Annotated in this window: 19 protein-coding genes and 1 pseudogene; 11 read left to right on the forward strand and 9 right to left on the reverse strand. The window is 74.7% G+C overall.

The window, feature by feature from the left end:
- Positions 1-7: 7 nt before the first annotated feature.
- The 4 genes from ABZ570_RS08900 (at position 8) to ABZ570_RS08915 (ending at position 2,548) form a co-directional block, all read left to right on the forward strand.
- Positions 8-664, forward strand: coding sequence for a class I SAM-dependent methyltransferase (locus tag ABZ570_RS08900; RefSeq protein ID WP_358059143.1), 657 nt, complete (start codon positions 8-10; stop codon positions 662-664).
- Positions 661-1,638 (forward strand): asparaginase domain-containing protein, encoded by a 978-nt coding sequence (locus ABZ570_RS08905; protein ID WP_358059146.1) that lies wholly within the window; start codon positions 661-663, stop codon positions 1,636-1,638. Before ABZ570_RS08900 ends, ABZ570_RS08905 begins: the two co-directional genes overlap by 4 nt.
- 107 nt (positions 1,639-1,745) lie before the next feature.
- A complete protein-coding gene (locus ABZ570_RS08910; RefSeq protein ID WP_358059149.1) occupies positions 1,746-1,997 on the forward strand; it encodes a DUF5522 domain-containing protein in 252 nt (83 codons plus the stop codon).
- Entirely contained in the window at positions 1,994-2,548 is a 555-nt protein-coding gene (locus ABZ570_RS08915; RefSeq protein WP_358059152.1) for a hypothetical protein, read from the forward strand. Before ABZ570_RS08910 ends, ABZ570_RS08915 begins: the two co-directional genes overlap by 4 nt.
- A gap of 33 nt (positions 2,549-2,581) precedes the next feature.
- Here ABZ570_RS08915 and ABZ570_RS08920 read toward each other — a convergent pair whose 3' ends face one another.
- Complete coding sequence (locus ABZ570_RS08920; RefSeq protein ID WP_148795383.1) at positions 2,582-3,268, reverse strand: metal-dependent transcriptional regulator; 687 nt, start codon at positions 3,266-3,268, stop codon at positions 2,582-2,584.
- A 97-nt stretch (positions 3,269-3,365) separates the two neighbouring features.
- Between ABZ570_RS08920 and ABZ570_RS08925 the strand changes: the two genes are divergently transcribed.
- From ABZ570_RS08925 to ABZ570_RS08935, 3 genes are read left to right on the forward strand one after another with little or no spacing between them, the layout of a single operon-like run.
- Complete coding sequence (locus ABZ570_RS08925; RefSeq protein WP_358059156.1) at positions 3,366-4,223, forward strand: sulfurtransferase; 858 nt, start codon at positions 3,366-3,368, stop codon at positions 4,221-4,223.
- Positions 4,224-4,271: 48 nt separating this feature from the next.
- Positions 4,272-5,453 (forward strand): acetoin utilization protein AcuC, encoded by a 1,182-nt coding sequence (locus ABZ570_RS08930; protein WP_358059159.1) that lies wholly within the window; start codon positions 4,272-4,274, stop codon positions 5,451-5,453.
- Positions 5,454-5,478: 25 nt separating this feature from the next.
- Positions 5,479-8,034, forward strand: coding sequence for a GNAT family N-acetyltransferase (locus tag ABZ570_RS08935; RefSeq protein WP_358059162.1), 2,556 nt, complete (start codon positions 5,479-5,481; stop codon positions 8,032-8,034).
- A gap of 42 nt (positions 8,035-8,076) precedes the next feature.
- Here ABZ570_RS08935 and ABZ570_RS08940 read toward each other — a convergent pair whose 3' ends face one another.
- A complete protein-coding gene (locus ABZ570_RS08940; protein ID WP_358059165.1) occupies positions 8,077-8,484 on the reverse strand; it encodes a VOC family protein in 408 nt (135 codons plus the stop codon).
- Positions 8,485-8,568: 84 nt separating this feature from the next.
- Positions 8,569-9,606 carry an RNA polymerase sigma factor SigB gene (gene sigB / locus ABZ570_RS08945; RefSeq protein ID WP_358059168.1) on the reverse strand — a complete coding sequence of 346 codons (1,038 nt, stop codon included), beginning with the start codon at positions 9,604-9,606 and terminating at the stop codon, positions 8,569-8,571.
- A gap of 221 nt (positions 9,607-9,827) precedes the next feature.
- Here sigB and ABZ570_RS08950 point away from each other — a divergent pair, with 221 nt between their 5' ends.
- Entirely contained in the window at positions 9,828-10,616 is a 789-nt protein-coding gene (locus tag ABZ570_RS08950) for a sporulation protein (protein WP_358059171.1), read from the forward strand.
- A 38-nt stretch (positions 10,617-10,654) separates the two neighbouring features.
- On the opposite strand, the gene dtd is transcribed toward ABZ570_RS08950, so the two are convergent.
- Both dtd and ABZ570_RS08960 read right to left on the reverse strand, forming a co-directional pair.
- On the reverse strand, positions 10,655-11,077 hold the full coding sequence (dtd, locus tag ABZ570_RS08955; protein ID WP_358059174.1) for a D-aminoacyl-tRNA deacylase: 423 nt from the start codon (positions 11,075-11,077) through the stop codon (positions 10,655-10,657).
- Entirely contained in the window at positions 11,077-12,561 is a 1,485-nt protein-coding gene (locus ABZ570_RS08960; protein ID WP_358059176.1) for a methyltransferase, read from the reverse strand. The genes dtd and ABZ570_RS08960 overlap by 1 nt, the downstream gene beginning before the upstream one ends.
- Before the next feature lie 185 nt (positions 12,562-12,746).
- On the opposite strand from ABZ570_RS08960, the gene ABZ570_RS08965 reads away from it, so the two are divergent.
- Both ABZ570_RS08965 and ABZ570_RS08970 read left to right on the forward strand, forming a co-directional pair.
- Positions 12,747-13,967, forward strand: a complete 1,221-nt coding sequence (locus ABZ570_RS08965) for a S8 family peptidase (RefSeq protein ID WP_358059178.1) — start codon at positions 12,747-12,749, stop codon at positions 13,965-13,967.
- Between the two features lie 130 nt (positions 13,968-14,097).
- Positions 14,098-14,673 (forward strand): annotated as a pseudogene (locus tag ABZ570_RS08970) (HhH-GPD-type base excision DNA repair protein).
- A gap of 68 nt (positions 14,674-14,741) precedes the next feature.
- Here the strand turns inward: ABZ570_RS08970 and ABZ570_RS08975 are convergent.
- Positions 14,742-15,053: a hypothetical protein gene (locus tag ABZ570_RS08975; protein ID WP_358059180.1), complete on the reverse strand. Its 312-nt coding sequence runs from the start codon at positions 15,051-15,053 to the stop codon at positions 14,742-14,744.
- Positions 15,043-15,354: a hypothetical protein gene (locus ABZ570_RS08980; RefSeq protein WP_231934773.1), complete on the reverse strand. Its 312-nt coding sequence runs from the start codon at positions 15,352-15,354 to the stop codon at positions 15,043-15,045. The genes ABZ570_RS08975 and ABZ570_RS08980 overlap by 11 nt, the downstream gene beginning before the upstream one ends.
- A 103-nt stretch (positions 15,355-15,457) precedes the next feature.
- On the opposite strand from ABZ570_RS08980, the gene ABZ570_RS08985 reads away from it, so the two are divergent.
- Positions 15,458-15,814, forward strand: a complete 357-nt coding sequence (locus ABZ570_RS08985) for a DUF3099 domain-containing protein (protein ID WP_358059182.1) — start codon at positions 15,458-15,460, stop codon at positions 15,812-15,814.
- Positions 15,815-15,944: 130 nt separating this feature from the next.
- Here ABZ570_RS08985 and ABZ570_RS08990 read toward each other — a convergent pair whose 3' ends face one another.
- Positions 15,945-16,844, reverse strand: coding sequence for a PfkB family carbohydrate kinase (locus tag ABZ570_RS08990; protein ID WP_358059185.1), 900 nt, complete (start codon positions 16,842-16,844; stop codon positions 15,945-15,947).
- A gap of 13 nt (positions 16,845-16,857) precedes the next feature.
- Positions 16,858-17,784 carry a pseudouridine-5'-phosphate glycosidase gene (locus ABZ570_RS08995; protein WP_358059188.1) on the reverse strand — a complete coding sequence of 309 codons (927 nt, stop codon included), beginning with the start codon at positions 17,782-17,784 and terminating at the stop codon, positions 16,858-16,860.
- Between the last annotated feature and the right edge of the window lie 15 nt (positions 17,785-17,799).

Below are 17,799 nucleotides of genomic sequence, written 5' to 3' on the forward strand. Positions count from 1 at the left end.
TCCGGTCGTGATCGAACCGACCTGGCTGACCGAGACCCGCGCCGCGTACGACACGGTCGCGGTGGACTACGCCCGGCTGCTCCCCGACGTGGTGGAGGGCCCGCTCGACCGGGGCATGCTGGCCGCGTTCGCCGAGCAGGTCGGGCCCGGCCGACCGGTGCTGGAGGTAGGCTGCGGCACCGGCCGGGTCACCGCCCACCTGCGCGACCTCGGGCTGGACGTAGCCGGCGTCGACCTCTCGTCGGGCATGGTCGAGGTGGCCCGCCGGACGTACCCGGAGCTGCGCTTCGACATCGGCTCGATGACCGACCTGGCGATGCCGGACGCCGGGCTGGCCGGGCTCGTCGCCTGGTACTCGATCATCCACCTGCCGCCGGAGCTGCTGCCCGTCGTGTTCGCCGAGTTCCACCGGGTGCTCGCGCCGGGCGGGCACCTGCTGCTCGCGGTCAAGGCCGGCGACCAGCGGATCCGCCTCGAGCAGGCGTACGGCCACCTCGTCTCGTACGACGTGCACTGGCTGCCGCCGGACCGGCTCGCCGACCAACTCGCCGCGGCTGGCCTGGTCGTGCGGGCCACGCTGGTCCGCGAGGCGGAGGCCAGCTTCGAGCGGGGACCGCAGGCGTTCCTGCTGGCCACCCGGCCCGACGGCGGGGCGGACCGGTGACCGTCGCGCTGTTCACCCTCGGTGGCACGATCGCCATGGCCGGGACCAGCGGTCAGGGCGTGGTCAACCGGCTCACCGGGGCCCAGCTCACCGCCGCCGTACCGGGGCTCGCCGACCTCCCCCTCGACGTCCACGACGTGCAGGCGGTGCCGAGCGCCGCCCTCACGTACCGGCAGGTTCTGGACCTGGTCGACGCGGCCGGGGCGGCGGTGGCCGCCGGGGCGACCGGTGCGGTGATCACCCAGGGCACGGACAGCCTGGAGGAGACCGCCTTCCTGGCCGACCTGGTCTGGCCGCACCCGGCCCCGCTGGTGATCACCGGCGCGATGCGCAACCCCACCCTCGCCGGACCGGACGGCCCGGCGAACCTGCTCGCCGCCGCCCGGGTCGCCGCCGCGCCGGCCGCACGTGACCTCGGCGTGCTGGTCGCGTTCAACGACGAGATCCACGCCGCCCGCTTCGTCCGCAAGACCCACAGCACCAGTACGGCCACCTTCGCCTCGCCCGACGCCGGCCCGCTCGGTCACGTCATCGAGGCAGAGGTACGCCTGCTCACCCGGCCGCCCCGGCGCGCCCCGCTGCCGCCGGTGGACGCGGACCGGCTCGCCGCCACCCGGGTGGCGCTGCACACCATCACCCTCGACGACGACGTGGCGCTGCTCGACGCGCTCGCCCGCGACGTCGACGGGCTGGTGGTGGCCGGCTTCGGGGTGGGGCACGTGCCGCCGGCCTTCGCCCCGGCGCTCGGCGCGCTGGCGGAACGGATGCCGGTGGTGCTCGCCTCGCGTACCGGGGCCGGGTCGGTGCTGCGCCACACGTACGGGGCGGTCGGCTCGGAGACCGACCTGCTCCGGCGTGGGCTGGTCTGCGGGGGGCTGGTCGACCCGTACAAGGCGAAGGTGCTGCTCCGGCTCCTGCTGGCCGGCGGCGCCGACCGCGCCGAGGTCCACGCCGCGTTCCAGCGACACGGGTGACCCGACGCTGAGTCGTCTGCGACATCAGCTCGACAGCGTGCGGCAGGGCCGCGTCCCGCCAGCCCGGCCCCGGTCGGCAGCCGTGCCGGCCTCCGTACACTCGCCCGGTGACCGGAGAGCGACGACCCCTGGCGGACCGGCCGCTGACCGAGCCGCACCCGGCCCGGCTGTCGCCAGACCACCCCGACCGGGAGCGGATCCTGGCCGCCCACGCGGCGGCGCTGGCCGCCGGAGAGGCCGGCTACCTCGACCCGGAGACCGGGCTCTTCGTGCTCACCGCCGGGTTCCTGGCCCGCCGGGGGACCTGCTGCGGGCGAGGCTGCCGGCACTGTCCATACGTGACCGAACTGGAGGGATGAGTGTGCAGGCCCGGATCTGGCTCGCCGCTTCGGCCGTACTGCTGACCGCCGGCTGCGCCGCGGAGGTCACCCCGGTGGCGCTGCCGCCCGCGGCGCCGCCGCCGGTGGCAGCAGCGGCGGCGTCCTCGGGCGGCGCGTGTCGGCTGCTCGACTTCGGGGTGATCGCGAAGCACACCGGGGCGCACTTCGACGTGGCCGCCGCCGTGGATCGGGGGGACACCCACACCTGTGTGCTCCGCGCCGAGGCCGCCCTCCTGCCGGAGCTGACCCTCATCGTCACCGAGACGTCCATCGACACGTCGGGCTTCACCGAGGACGTGCTGCCCAGGGGCGCCACGAAGATCAGCAAGCTCGGGAAGGTCGCCTACCGCCAGAAGCTGCCGAAGACCGGCAAGGCCGGCCCGGGGGCCGAGGTGGGTTGGCTCGCCACCGAGGGACGGCTGGCCATTCTGCGCTGGACCTGCCCGGCGGGGACGGACCCGGCCGAGGCCGAGAAGATGGCCGGCAAGCTGGTCAACCTGGCCAAGGCGGTGGACACCCGCCAGCTCTGACCGGCAGGCCGGCGGTGGGCCCGGACCGGCCGGTCAGCGGGCCGCGACGAACACCCGGGAGGCCACCTCGCGGGGCAGCCGCACCCGGTCGCCGGAGCGGTCGATCGAGACGCCGTCACGTTCCTGCGCCACGGTCACCGTGGCGCCCGGGTCGACGCCCGCCGCGTGCAGTTGCCGGAGCACGTCCGCGTCGGTCTGCACGCTCTCGCAGATCCGCCGCACCACCACCGGGCCGGCGAGGCCGGGGAAGGCGAGGTTGCGCTCGGTCTCCGCGGACTCGGTCTCCGGCTCGCCGGGCTCGCCCAGCTCCTCCAAGCCCGGGATCGGGTTGCCGTACGGCGAGCGGGTGGGGCGGTTGAGCAGGTCGTAGACCCGCTTCTCCACCGCGTCGCTCATCACGTGCTCCCACCGGCAGGCCTCGTCGTGGGCCTCCTCGTAGGGCATCCCGATCACGTTCACCAGCAGCAGTTCGGCCAGCCGGTGCTTGCGCATGACCGAAACCGCGGTGCCGCGGCCCAGCGGGGTGAGCGACAGGTGCCGGTCGCCCTCGACGGTGAGCAGGCCGTCCCGCTCCATCCGGGCGACGGTCTGGCTGACGGTGGGACCGCTCTGCTTCAACCGCTCCGCGATCCGGGCGCGCAGCGGCGGCACCCCCTCCTCCTCGAGCTCGAGGATGGTGCGCAGGTACATCTCGGTCGTATCGACCAGGTCATGCTTCACGTCACGGCCTCCCGGTGGTCGATGCTACCCCGGGCCCCCGACACCAGGCCCCGGGCGAATCGCGGCGTCGCTGCCCGGATGGTGTTGACTGGACCGCATGTCCGGAACCGATGACCTGCTGATCGAGCCCGACCGGCTCGCCGCCGAGCTCGACCGCGCCGACCCGCCCACCCTGCTCGACGTCCGGTGGCGGCTCGTCGGGCCGCCCGGCCGGGACGACTACGCCGCCGGCCACCTGCCGGGCGCCGTCTTCATCGACCTGGACACCGAGCTGTGCGGCCGGCCGGGCGCGGCCGGCCGGCACCCCCTGCCCGACCCCGCCGCGCTCCAGGCCGCGCTGCGGGCCGCCGGCGTCCGCGCCGGTCACCCGGTCGTCGTGTACGACGGCGGCGACGGCATGTCCGCCGCCCGGGCCTGGTGGACGCTGCGCTGGGCGGGCCACCGGGCGGTGCGGGTGCTGCACGGGGGCTTCCCCGCCTGGGCCGCCGCCGGGCTGCCCGTCTCCACCGAGGCACCCACGCCGGCCCCGGGCGACGTCACCGTGGCGCCGGGGGCGCTGCCCGTGCTCGACGCCAGGGAGGCGGCCCGGCTGGCCGCCGCGGACACCGGGGTGCTGCTGGACGTGCGGGCCGCCCCCCGCTACCGGGGCGAGACCGAGCCGATCGACCCGGTCGCCGGGCACGTGCCCGGCGCGGTCAACCTGCCCGCCCCGGAGTACGTCACCGAGGGCCGCTTCCCGGCCGCCGAGGCGCTGCGCCAGCGGTTCGCCGCCGCCGGGGTCACCGAGGACGCGCCGGTCGGGGCGTACTGCGGCTCCGGGGTGACCGCCGCGCAGGCGGTGCTGGCGCTGCACCTCGCCGGCCGGCCGGACGCCGCCCTGTACGTCGGCTCGTGGAGCAACTGGGTGGCCGACCCGGACCGTCCGGTGGCCACCGGTGGCACACCCGGTCACTGAGCAGCGCGTGCCATGAGCGCGACCCGGCGCGCATGGGACCATTGCCCCATGGCCGACGACACGGTGGTGGTGTGGGACGAGGCCCTGCTCGCCTACGACATGGGCGACCATCCGCTCGACCCGGTCCGGGTAGAGCTGACCATGGCGCTCGCCCGCGAGCTCGGCGTGCTGGACCGGCCCGGGGTGCGGCTGGTCAAGCCGGAGCCGGCCGACGACGAGTTGCTGACCCGGGTGCACGACCCGCGCTACCTGGACGCGGTGCGGGCCGCCCCCCGCGACCCGCTCTTCGCCGGCTTCGGGCTGGGCACCTCGGACAATCCCGTCTTCGACGGCATGCACGAGTCGAGCGCACTGGTCGCCGGGGCGAGCGTGGCCGCCGCCGAGGCGGTGTGGCGGGGGGAGGCCCGCCGGGCGGTCAACGTCGCCGGCGGGCTGCACCACGCCATGCCGGCCCGGGCCGCCGGATTCTGCGTCTACAACGACCCCGCGGTGGCCATCGCCCGCCTGCTCGACCTCGGCGCGGAGCGGATCGCGTACGTGGACGTGGACGTGCACCACGGCGACGGCGTGCAGGAGATCTTCTATGACGACCCCCGGGTGCTGACGGTCAGCCTGCACGAGACCCCGCTCGCGCTCTTCCCCGGCACCGGGTTCCCCGACGAGACCGGCGGGCCGGGCGCCCAGGGCAGCGCGGTCAACGTGCCGCTGCCGCCCGGGGTGGGCGACGCCGGCTGGCAGCGCGCGTTCCACGCCGTCGTGCCGTCGGTGCTGCGGGCGTTCCGGCCCCAGCTGCTGGTCACCCAGTGCGGGGCGGACGGCCACCGGCTCGACCCCCTGGCGGATCTGCAGCTGTCCGTGGACGGGCAGCGGGCCACCTACCTGGCGCTGCGGGCGCTCGCCGACGAGCTCTGTGACGGCCGCTGGGTGGCCCTCGGCGGCGGCGGGTACGCGCTGGTCGAGGTGGTGCCCCGGGCCTGGACGCACCTGCTCGCGGTGGCCACCGGCGAGCCGATCGACCCGGCGACGCTCACCCCGTCCGCCTGGCGGGAGCTGGCGGCCGAGCGGCGGCCCGGCCACGAGGTGCCGCTGCGGATGACCGACGACGTCGACCCGTCGTACCAGCCGTGGCAGCCCAACGGCGAGCCGGACCCGGTGGGCCGGGCGGTCACGGCCACCCGCCGGGCCGTCTTCCCGCTGCTCGGGCTCGACCCGCACGACCCGCGGGACTGACCGGGCGGTAGGGGAGGACTGACCGGTGACCACCGTCGAGCAACCGGTGGACGTGCTGCTCAGCGACGGCACGGCCGTCCAGCTGCGACAGATCCGCCCCGCCGACGCTCCGGCGATCGTGGCGATGCACTCGCGCTTCTCGGAGCGCACCCGCTACCTGCGCTACTTCTCGCCGTACCCGCGCATCCCGGAGCGGGACCTGCAGCGGTTCGTCAACGTCGACCACCGGGACCGGGAGGCGTTCGTGGTGCTGGCCGGCGAGCGGATCGTCGCCGTCGGCCGGTACGAGCGGCTCGGCCCCGGGGCACCGGAGGCCGAGGTGGCCTTCGTGGTGGAGGACGCGTACCAGGGCCGGGGGATCGGCTCGGTGCTGCTGGAGCACCTGGCCGACGCGGCCCGGCGGTTCGGCATCGTGCACTTCGTCGCCGAGGTGCTCCCGGCCAACGGGGCGATGCTGCGGGTCTTCTCCGACATCGGCTACCAGGTCCAGCGCCAGTACGCCGACGGCGTGGTGCACCTCAGCTTCCCGATCGCCCCCACTGAGGCGACCCTGGCGGTGCAGCGCGGCCGGGAGCACCGCACCGAGGCCCGCTCGATCGCTCGGCTGCTCGCCCCGCGCGGCATCGCCGTCTACGGTGCCAGCGCCACCGGGCAGGGCGTCGGCGCGGCCCTGCTCGGGCACCTGCGCGACGGCGGGTTCACCGGCGCGATCGTCCCGGTGCACCCGACCGCGGCGACCGTGGCCGGGCTGCCCGCGTACCCGTCGGCGGCCAACGCCGGGCTCGACATCGACCTGGCCGTGGTGGCGGTGGCGCCGGAGGCGGCGACCGGGGTGGTCGCCGACGCCGCGAAGGCGGGCGCGCACGGGCTCGTGGTGATCTCGGCCGGCTTCGCCGAGGCCGGCCCGGCGGGGGCGGCGGCGCAGCGCGCCCTGGTCCGCGCCGCCCACCTGGCCGGCATGCGGGTGGTCGGCCCGAACTGCCTCGGCGTCGCCAACACCGACCCGGCGGTACGCCTCAACGCCACCCTCGCCCCGGTGCTGCCCGCCCCCGGCCGGGTGGGCGTCTTCAGCCAGTCCGGCGCGTTCGGGGTGGCCCTGCTCGCCGAGGCGTCCCGCCGCGGGCTCGGCCTGTCCACCTTCGTCTCCGCCGGCAACCGGGCCGACGTCTCCGGCAACGACCTGCTCCAGTACTGGCAGGACGACCCCGGCACCGACGTGGTCACGCTCTACCTGGAGACGTTCGGCAACCCGCGCAAGTTCGCCCGGCTGGCCCGGCGGATCGGCCGGAGCAAGCCGATCGTCGCGCTCGCCTCGCTGGCCCGCCCGCCCGGCCTCGGCGACGGGCCGGCGCTGGACGCCGCCGCGGTGAGCGCGCTCTTCGCCCAGTCCGGGGTGATCCGGGTGGACACCGTCTCCGAACTGCTCGACGTGGGTGTGCTCCTGGCCCACCAGCCGCTGCCGGCCGGCCGTCGGGTCGCCGTCGTCGGCAACTCGTCGGCGCTGACCGGGCTGGCCGCCACCGCCTGCGCCGCCCAGGGCCTCACCGTCGCCGACGGCTACCCGCACGACGTCGGCCCCCGGGCCGGCGCCGCCGAGTACGCCGCCGCGCTCGCCGCCTCCGCCGCCGACGAGCGGGTCGACGCCGTGGTGGCCGTCTTCGCGCCGCCGCTGCCCGGCCAGCTCACCGACCCGGAGGCCGACTTCACCGCCGCCCTGCCCGACGCGGCGACCGTCGGCAAACCGGTGGTGGCGACCTTCCTCGCCGGCCGGGTACCGGCCGGGGTGCCGGCCTACCCGAGCGTCGAGGAGTCGGTCCGGGCCCTCGCGCGGGTCACCACGTACGCCGACTGGCTGCGCCGCCCGCCGGGGGTGCTGCCGGAGCTGGGCCGGGTGGACCGGGCGGCCGGGCAGGCCGCGCTGCGGGCCGACGGCGCGGACCCGGCGGCGCTGCTGCGGGCGTACGGGATCGACCTGGTGGAGTCGGCGCCGGCGCGCTCGGCCGAGGAGGCGGTGGCGGCGGCCGAGCGGATCGGCTGGCCGGTCGCCCTCAAGGCCGCCGCCCCCGGGCTGCGGCACCGGCTCGACCTCGGCGCGGTCCGGCTCGACCTGGCCGACCCGGCCACGCTGCGCCGGGCGTACGCCGAGATGGCCCCGGCCTTCGGCGCGGACGTCCTGGTCCAGCCGATGGTCCCGCCCGGGGTGGCGTGCGTGGTGGAGCTGGTGGAGGATCCGGCGTTCGGACCGGTGGTCGGCTTCGGGCTGGGCGGGGTGGCGACCGAGCTGCTCGGCGACCGGGCCTGGCGGGCGGTGCCGCTGACCGACCGGGACGCCGCCGAGCTGGTCGACGAGCCCCGGGCGGCGCTGCTGCTGCACGGCCACCGGGGTGCCGCGCCGGTGGACCGGGCGGCCCTGGTCGACCTGCTGCTGCGGGTCGGGCGGCTCGCCGACGAACAGCCCCGGGTCCGCTCGCTCACCCTCAATCCGGTGCTGGCCCGCCCGGACGGCATCTCCGTGCTGCACGCCGCCGTCCGCACCGGGCTCGCGGCACCCCGCCCCGACACCGGCCCCCGCCGGCTGTAAGGAAGGGCCTCCTGTTGACGCCTCCGGCCCCCTCTTGACGCGTCAGGCCCGGCTGGAGATCTGCTGGACGGCCCAGGCGTTGCCGTCCGGATCGGTGAAGAAGACGAAACCGACGTTGTCCAGCGGGTGCGGTACGGGTCGGGGGTTGGCCCCGAGCACCTGGATCTCGCTGACCTCGACGCCCCGCGCGACCAGTTCCTTACGGGCCTGCTCCAGGTCGGGCACGACGAGTTGCAGCCCCTTGAGCGAGCCCGGCGGCATGTCCGGTACGGCGCCCCGGCCGATCACGACGGAGCAGCCCGAGCCGGGCGGGGTGAGCTGCACGATCCGCACGTCGTCGCCGACGCGGGTGTCGTGGTCGATGGCGAAGCCGAGCCGCTCGGCGTAGAACTCCTTGGCCCGGTCCACGTCGGAGACCGGCACCACCACCACTTCCAGGGTCCAGTTCATCGCCCCAGCGTGGTCGCCGCCGGCCGCCGCTTCAAGCGCGACAGGCCCCGGCGAAACCGCCGGGGCCCGTCGAGGTCTGCCGGGTCAGCAGGCGTACGCCTCCAGCCGGTTCGCCCGCTCCGGGGCGCGCAGCTTCAGCAGCGTCACCTTCTCGATCTGCCGGATCCGCTCCCGGGACAGGCCGAACTCGCGGCCCACCTCGTCCAGGGTGCGCTGCCGGCCGTCGTCCAGGCCGAACCGGAGCCGGATCACCGCCTGCTCCCGCTGGGAGAGGGTCGCCAGCACGATCCGTACCTCGTTGCGCAGCTCGCCGTTGGCGGCGGCGTCGGCCGGCTCCTCCCGCGGGTCGACCGCGGCGACGAAGTCACCGAGCGCGCTCTCGCCGTCGTCGCCGACCGCCTGGTCCAGGCTCACCGGCTCCCGGTCGTACGAGATCAGCTCGATGACCTGGAACTCGGGGATCTCCAGCGCCTTGGCCACCTCGGCCACCGTGGGCTCCCGGCCCAGCGCGATGGACAGCTCCCGGCGGACCCGGACCATCCGGTTGACCTGCTCGACCATGTGCACCGGGATGCGGATGGTGCGGGCCTGGTCGGCCATGGCGCGGGTGATGGCCTGGCGGATCCACCAGGTGGCGTAGGTGGAGAACTTGTAGCCCTTGGTGTAGTCGAACTTCTCGACCGCGCGGATCAGGCCGAGGTTGCCCTCCTGGATCAGGTCGAGGAAGGCCATGCCGCGACCGGTGTAGCGCTTGGCGATGCTCACCACCAGCCGCAGGTTCGCCTCCAGCAGGTGGTCCTTGGCGGCGCGGCCCTCGGCCACGATCAGCTCCAGGTCGGCGCGCAGCTCGGCCGAGACCGGGGTGCAGGTGGAGAGCTTCTCCTCGGCGAACAGGCCGGCCTCGATCCGCTTGCTCAGCTCGACCTCCTGCGCCGCGGTGAGCAGCTTGGTGCGGCCGATGCCGTTCAGGTACGCCCGAACCAGGTCGGTGGAGACGCCGCGCTCGTCGGTGGCGTCCAGGTCGGCCAGGGTGGCGTCCTGGTCGACCGGGACAGCGGTGCCGAGCTCGGCGTCGACGGTGGCAGCCGGGCGGGTCTGGTGCTCGATCATCTGCTGGGCCATCTCAGTCTCTCCCCGTGTCCTTCGGTGCCGCGTACCGGTGCCGTGCGCTGCCGCAGCGGTGCCGGTGAGAACAGCTTGGCGGTCGGGACGTGAAACGGGAGTGAGGCGATCGGGGAACCGACAGGAATCCGTGCGGAACATCGGGTGCCGACCGCCGTACCCGGTTACCGTGCCAGCGGCCGGACAGCGGGGCCCGGCAGCGGGGGCGATCGGAGGACGTGGTGATCTTCAAGCGGCTCAGGCAGGCGATGGGGGTGGGCGGTCCGTCGGTGCGGACGGTGCTCGCCAGCCCCGACTGCCGCCCCGGTGGCCCGCTGGAGGGTCGCGTCCAGGTGGTCGGTGGGGACCATCCGGTGGAGGTGAGCCACCTGGCACTCGGCCTGGTCACCCGGGTCGGCGTGGAGAGCGGCGACTCCGGGTACGACACCACGCAGGAGTTCGGCCGGCGGCAGGTGACGGGCGCGTTCGGGCTGGCACCGGGGCAGCGGTACGAGGTGCCGTTCCGGTTCGAGGTGCCCTGGGAGACCCCGCTGACCGACCTGTACGGCCAGCACCTGCCCGGCCTGACGATGGGGCTGCGCGCCGAGCTGGAGGTGGCCCGGGCCGTCGACCAGGGTGACCTGGATCCGGTGGCGGTGCACCCGCTGCCCGCGCAGGAACGGCTGCTGGAGGCGCTGCGGCAACTGGGCTTCCGGTTCGTCGGGGCGGCCGTCGAGCGCGGGCACCTCTACGGCGTGCACCAGACGCTGCCGTTCCACCAGGAGCTCGAGTTCCTGCCGGCGCCCCGGTACGCCCGGGCGGTCAACCAGCTGGAGGTCACGTTCGTGACCGACCCGCACCGGACGGAGGTGGTGCTGGAACTCGACAAGCGGGGCGGCCTGCTCACCGAGGGCGGCGACGGGTTCGGCCGCTTCACCGTCGACCACGCGGCGGTCGACCGTACCGACTGGGGTGCCCAGCTCGACGCCTGGCTCCGCCGGTCCCTCGCCCGTCGCGGCCCCTTCTCCTGACCCCCTCTCTCGCGTTGATCATGAGGCGGGGATCCGGATCAGAGGTCCAGGAGGACGGTGCGGGGGCCCACGTTGACGCTCTCGACCAGCATGTGGGTGCGGAAGCGGCCGGTCTCGACCCGCGCGCCGCGCTCCCGGAGCGCCTCGACGACCGCGGTGACCAGCGGCTCGGCCTGCTCGGCGGGGGCCGCCCCGGTCCAGCTCGGCCGCCGGCCCTTGCGGGCGTCGCCATAGAGGGTGAACTGGCTGACCAACAGGATCGGCGCGCCGGTGTCGGCGGCGCTCTTCTCGTCGTCCAGGATGCGCAGCTCGTGGATCTTGCGGGCCATGGTGGCCGCCACCTGCGGGGTGTCGGCGTGGGTCACCCCGAGCAGCACCAGCAGGCCATTGTCGATCTCGCCCACCACCTCGTCACCGACGGTCACGCTGGCCCGGCTGACCGTCTGCACGACCGCCCGCATCAGTCCGCCACCGGCTCGACGATGCCCCGCTCGACCAGGTGCGCCACGATCGGGCCGGCCGCCTCGGCCAGCTCGTCCGGGGTGACGTCGTGCGCGGCGGCGAGCAGGGCGAGCTGGTCGCGCAGGGGCAGCCGGCCGTCCGCGCCGCCGACCAGGGCGAGCACCAGCGGGTCGATCTCCTCGGTCCAGCGCAGCCCGTGCGGCATGGCGAGGACCTGCCGGTCCACCGCCCAGCCCTCGTCGCCCATGGTGGCCTCCTGCCGCAGCTGGAGCCCTTCGGCGGCCCGGTAACGCGCGGCGAGCAGCCCGTCGGTGTCCCGGGACCGGAGCCAGTCCTGCCGGTCGAACCACTCGGCGATCCGGTCGCCCATCGGCGGTTCCACCCGCTGGCGCAGGTCCTCGACCCGCACGATCGGCTGGTCGTGGCGGGAGCGGCGCAGCGAGACGATGCCGAACCCGATCGCCTCCACCTTGTGCGCGTCGAACCAGTCCAGCCAGGCCGCCATCCGCTGCGGGTCGGCCGCCTCGCCGACGTCGGTCAGCCACAGGTTGACGTACGCCATCGGGTCGGCCACCTCCCGCTGGATCACCCAGGCGTCCAGCCCGGTGCCGGCGAACCACCCCGCCACCCGCTCGTCCCACTCCTCGCCGGAGACGTGCACCCAGTTGGCCAGGTACTGCATCGTGCCGCCCTCGGTAAGCAGGTGCGGGGCGGCGGCGGCCAGCTCGGCGCCGATCGCGTCGCCGACCCGCCCCGAGTCCCGGTAGACGTGCGTGGTGGTGCCGGGGCCGACCACGAACGGCGGGTTGCTGACCACCAGGTCGAAGCGGCGACCGGCGACCGGCGCCACCAGGTCGCCGCGGAGCAGCTCCCAGTCCTGGCCGTTGAGCGCGGCGGTGGTGGCGGCGAAGCGCAGCGCCCGCTCAGAGACGTCGGTCGCGGTCACCCGCCGGGCGTGGGTGGACAGGTGCAGGGCCTGGACACCGGAGCCGGTGCCCAGGTCCAGCGCGGTCTCCACCGGGCGGCGGACGGTGGCGCCGATCAGCGTCTGGGTGGCCCCGCCGATGCCGAGCACGTGCTCGGCGTGCAGCGGCTTGCCGGGTCGGGCGCTGGCCGGCACGTCGGCGAGCACCCACCACTCGTCGCCGTACGGTTCGAGGTCGACGCCGGCGCGCAGGCCGTCGGCGTACCGTTCGACGATCCCGCCGGCGAGGGCCTCCTCGATCGTCAGCGGGGCGAGCGCGGCGGCCACCGCGGCCTCGGGCTCGGTCTGGTCACAGATGAAGACCCGGATCAGCGTGGCGAGCGGGTCGCGGTCCTCGGTGGCGCGCAGCGCGGCCCGGAAGTCGTTGCGGGCCACCCCGCCGGTGGCCTGCGAACCGAGCCGGTCGGCGATGCCGTTGGCGGTGAAGCGCGCCCGGGTCAGCGCGGTCCGCAGCGCCTCGACGCCGGCGGGGGAGAGCAGCATGTCTTGACGGTCCACGTCGCCATCCTGCCTCTCCCGGGCCGGCGATCGGCCGCCACCCACGACTTCCATACCGCAACCTCCATACATTCGCGGTGATCCCTTTCATTGATTTCAATGTCTGGCTACCATCTCCCCCAACATCCGCCGATGGGTACCCCGGTGGCCACGAGCCCCGGCGTGCCCGGTTAGGGAGCCAGACGATGACCGACGTGTCCGTGCCCCGGCGGCGTGCGCTGCGTGCGCTCGCCCTCGCCGCAACCGCCGCGGCCCTCACCGCCGCCGCCTCGACGCCCGCCCTCGCCGCCCCCACCGGCGACATCCGCTACGCCTCCTCGCCGGACGCCATCAGCGGCAGCTACCTGGTGGTGCTCAAGGGCGACGCCGTGGGGGCCGCCAATAGCCTCGCCGCCCGTACCGCGGTCCCGGACCGCGCCGCCGGCCTGGCCAAGCGCTACGGCGGCACCGTTGGCACGGTCTGGAGCGCCGCGCTGACCGGCTACAGCGCGAAGATGAGCGAGGGCCAGGCCCGCCGGCTCGCCGCCGACCCGGCCGTCGCGTACGTCGAGCAGGACCGGGTGGTGACCACCCAGGCCACCCAGACCGGCGCGACGTGGGGGCTGGACCGGATCGACCAGCGCAACCTGCCGCTGAACGGTAGCTACACCTACCCGAACACGGCCAGCAACGTGCGCGCGTACATCATCGACACCGGTATCCGGATCACGCACAGCGACTTCGGTGGCCGGGCGAGCTGGGGCACGAACACCGTGGACACCAACAACACCGACTGCAACGGCCACGGCACCCACGTCGCCGGCACGGTCGGCGGCAACACGTACGGCGTGGCCAAGGGCGTACGCCTGATCGCGGTCAAGGTGCTCAACTGCTCCGGCAGCGGCAGCACCACCGGGGTCATCTCCGGCGTCAACTGGGTCACCGCGAACGCGGTCAAGCCGGCCGTGGCCAACATGAGCCTCGGCGGCGGCGTCAGCAGCAGCCTCGACAGCGCGGTCGCCAACTCGATCAGCTCCGGCGTCACGTACGCCATCGCGGCCGGCAACTCCAGCGCCAACGCCTGCAACTACTCGCCGGCCCGGGTCGCCTCCGCCATCACCGTCGGCGCCACCACCAGCACCGACGCCCGCGCCTCGTACTCCAACTACGGCTCCTGCCTGGACATCTTCGCGCCGGGCTCGTCGATCACCTCGGACTGGAGCACCGGCGACACCGCCACCAACACGATCAGCGGCACCTCGATGGCCACGCCGCACGTGGCCGGCGCGGCGGCGCTCGTGCTCGGCACCTTCCCGTCGTACACCCCGTCGCAGGTGGCCAGCTACCTCACCACCAACGCCACCACCAGCAAGGTGACCAACCCGGGCACCGGCTCGCCGAACCGGCTGCTCTTCGTCGTCAACTGACGATCCGCCCCGCACGCGGCCCGGTGGACCCCGTCCACCGGGCCGTGTCGTGTCGCCGCGTCGCATCGCCGGGTCGTGTCCCGCGGGGAGTCGGCGTGGCGGGCGGCGGCCCGACCGGCAGGATGGGGACATGACGCTCTCCCTGCCCATCGCCCCCGAGGCCAACGAGCTGCTGGCACGCGACCCGCTGGCGCTGCTGCTCGGCATGGTGCTCGATCAGCAGGTGCCGATGGAGAAGGCCTTCTCCTCGCCGTACGTCCTGACCCAGCGGCTCGGCCACGAGCCGGACGCCCGGGAGCTGGCCGGGTACGCCCCGGAGGCCCTGGTCGAGCTCTTCGCCCAGCCACCGGCCCTGCATCGCTTCCCGAAGGCCATGGCGGCCCGGGTCTAGGAGGTGTGCCAGGTCATCGTCGACCGGTACGACGGCGACCCGGCCCGGCTCTGGTCCGACGTCACGGACGGCGGCGAGCTGCTGCGCCGGGTCGGTGAACTGCCCGGCTTCGGCAGGCAGAAGGCGCAGATCTTCGTCGCCCTGCTCGGCAAGCGGTTCGGCGTCGCCCCGGACGGGTGGCGGGAGGCCGCGGGTGGCTACGGCGACGCCGACGCGTACCGCTCGGTGGCCGACGTGACCGACCCCGAGTCACTGCGCCGGGTGCGGGAGTACAAGCAGCGGATGAAGGCGGAGGCGAAGGCCGCGAAGGGCTGACCGCCGCCCGCGCGGGCCGCGGGTGCCGTCGCGACCGCCCGCGCTCAGCCGGCGACGTCGGCGTGCGCTCAGGCGGCGGTGGGGCGGGACAGCGCGGCCAGTGCCCGGCGCACGTCGGCCAGGGAAACCGTCGCTGAGTCGTCCAGGTCGGCCAGCCCGGCCTCGATCCACTGCCGCATCAGCGTGGTCACCCCGATGCCGCGTGCCTCGGCGGCGGCCCGGACCCGTTCGTACGTCTCCAGCGGCAGGCGTACCGAGCGGCTGACCATCGGCACGTCGGTGTCGGGGGCGGGCAGCTCCGCCGCCTGGCTCTCGTCGATCAGGTCGGCGAGCGCGTCGCCGCCGTCGTGGAACCGCTTGGTCGCCTCGTTACGGTGCATCGTGACCGCCTCCTCGTCGGCGTGATCTCCGCACCGCCTCGTCGTAGCGTTTGGCCTCGACGTCGCTCAGTTCGCGGGCGGAGAGGATGTCCCAGTCGTTGTCGGTCCCGTCAGCCTCGGCCAGCAGCACGGCGAGGCGCCGCCCCCGGTGGTCGGTGGCGTAGACCACCATGACGTCGTCGCCGAGGTGCCGGATGACCCGTCGCGTGCTGTGCAGGGCCTCCCAGACTTCCCCGGGCGTGACGTCGTAGACCCGCAGGTTGGCCAACGCCTCGTCGGTGAAGCTGAACCGGTTGCCCACCGGCGGAGCGTACCACGGACGTAACACGTGCCGCCTTGTCACAATTTTCGCCGATCAACCGTCGAGAGTGACAGGATGAGGCGTAACCCCCTCGAGGAGGTCCGTGGTGAAGCGTCAGGCGTACCAGCCCATCCTGATCACCGACGCCTCGCGCAGCCAGGACGACCAGCTCAACAGCCGGCAGAAGCGCTACGTGCTGATGATGGGCATCCGGGTCGCCTGCCTGGTGGTCGGTGCGATCCTGGTCGGCGCGAAGGCACCTCTGCTCTGGCTCTGGCTCCCGCTGTGTGGCGTCGGAATGGTGCTCATCCCGTGGCTGGCGGTGCTGCTGGCCAACGACCGCCCGCCCAAGGAACAGCACCGCCTCGCCAACAAGCTGCACCACCACCGCACCGACACACCCCCCACCGCCCTCCCCGCCGAGGAGTCCCCCCACAAAGTCATCGACGCCGAACCCTGACCCCCGTCCCCACCCCTCCCCGCCGCGATCTTGCACTTTGTGCCCGGGCAGAACGCCCGAACCGGACGCGAATGGGACCGTAAGTGCAAGATCGCGGGGCGGGGCGGGGGGCGGGGCCGGGGGCGTGGGGTTAGGGGGTGGGGCGGGCGCCTGTTGACGAGACTGCTAGGGCGCCGAGGTCGCCGGCGCGGGAGAGGGCTGCGCGGGGGTCCGCGCCGGCCAGCCAGGCGGTGAGCAGGCCGGCGGCGAAGGCGTCACCGGCGCCGGTGACGTCCACCACGGGCACCCCGCGGGCCGGCGCCGCCTCGACCACCCCGGTCCGGTCCACCCAGACCGCGCCGGCCGCGCCCCGCTTGACCACCACCCGCCGGGCCACCGCGGTCAGCGCCCGCCCCTGCGCCGCCGGGTCCAGCCCACCGGCCAGCACCGTCGCCTCGTCCGTGTTGACCAGCAGCAGGTCGATGTCGCGTACCCAGGCCAGGAAGGCCGTGGCGCCGACCCGCCGCAGCGGCGCCGCGGAGGCCGCGTCGACGCTGGTGGTCAACCCGCGCTCGCGGGCCGCGGCCAGCGCGCGGAGTCCCGCGCCGCGCGACCCGGCGTCCAGCAGGGTGTACGCGGACAGGTGCACGTGCCCGGCGTCAGGCGCCGCCGCCAGGGCCCCGTCGACGTGCCCGGCGGTCAGCCGCAGGTTGGCCCCACGCTGGCTGATCATGGTGCGCTCCCCGGCGTGGGTGAGGACGATGACCGTCCCGGTCGGGTAGCCCTCGTGGCGTTCCACCGCGCAGGCCACCCCGACCCGTTCCAGCTCGGCGACCCGGTCGCGGCCCGCCTCGTCGTCGCCGACCGCGGCGGCCAGCGTGACGTCCGCTCCCTGCGCGGCGAGCCAGGCCGCCGTGTTGGCCGCCTGGCCGCCCCCGCTGAACTGGATCCCGGCCGCGGTGTCCGAGCCGGTCGCCAACGGACCGGAGAGCACCGCGACCACGTCGGTGATCACGTCGCCGACGACCACGATGCGCCGCGCGCCGCTCATGCCGGCACCTCCCTCATGCGCTGCGCCGGGCCGCCGTGGCGACCGCGATCCGCGCCGCCAGGTCGGCGTTGCGCAGGATGATCCGGACGTTGACCGCCAGGCTGGCGCCCTCGGTGGCCGAGTGGAAGTGGGCCAGCAGGAACGGGGTGACCGCCTTCCCGGTCACCCCCTCGCGGGCCAGCATGGCCAGCCCCTCGGCGAGGGTACGGTCGTGCAGCGCCGGATCGAGCTGCTCGTCGACCGGCAGCGGGTTCGCCACCACCAGCCCGCCGTGGTGCACGCCCTGCCGCTCCCGTGCCACGAGCACGTCGGCGACCTGCTCCGGCGACTCCACCGACCAGTCCAGGTCGAAGCCGGCGTCGGTCAGGTAGAAGCCGGGGAAGCGGCGGGTGCGGTAGCCGACCACGCTCACGCCCAACGTCTCCAGCCGCTCCAGGGTGGCGCCCACGTCGAGGATCGACTTCACCCCGGCGCAGACCACCGCGATCGGCGTCCGGGCCAGGGTGACCAGGTCGGCGGACTCGTCGAAGGTCTGCGCCGCCTCCCGGTGCACCCCGCCGAGGCCGCCGGTGGCGAAGACCCCGATCCCGGCCGCCGCGGCCACCGCGCTGGTCGCGGCCACCGTGGTGGCGCCGTCCGCGCCGGTCGCCGCGGCGACGGCCAGGTCGCGTACGGAGAGCTTGCTCACGCCGTCGACCGTGGCGAGCCGGGTCAGCTGCGCGTCGTCCAGGCCCACGATCAGCTCGCCGGCGACCATTCCGATGGTGGCCGGAACCGCCCCCGCGTCCCGGACGGCCTGCTCGATCCGCCGGGCGACCAGCAGATTGTCCGGCCGGGGAAGACCGTGCGAGACGATGGTGCTCTCCAGGGCGACGACGGGACGGCCGTCGCGCAGGGCGTCGGCCACCTCGCTGCCGAAACTGATGTGAAAGTTGGTCACTTCGTTACGGTACGG

Source organism: Micromonospora sp. NPDC007271 (assembly GCF_040634005.1).
GTDB lineage: Bacteria > Actinomycetota > Actinomycetes > Mycobacteriales > Micromonosporaceae > Micromonospora.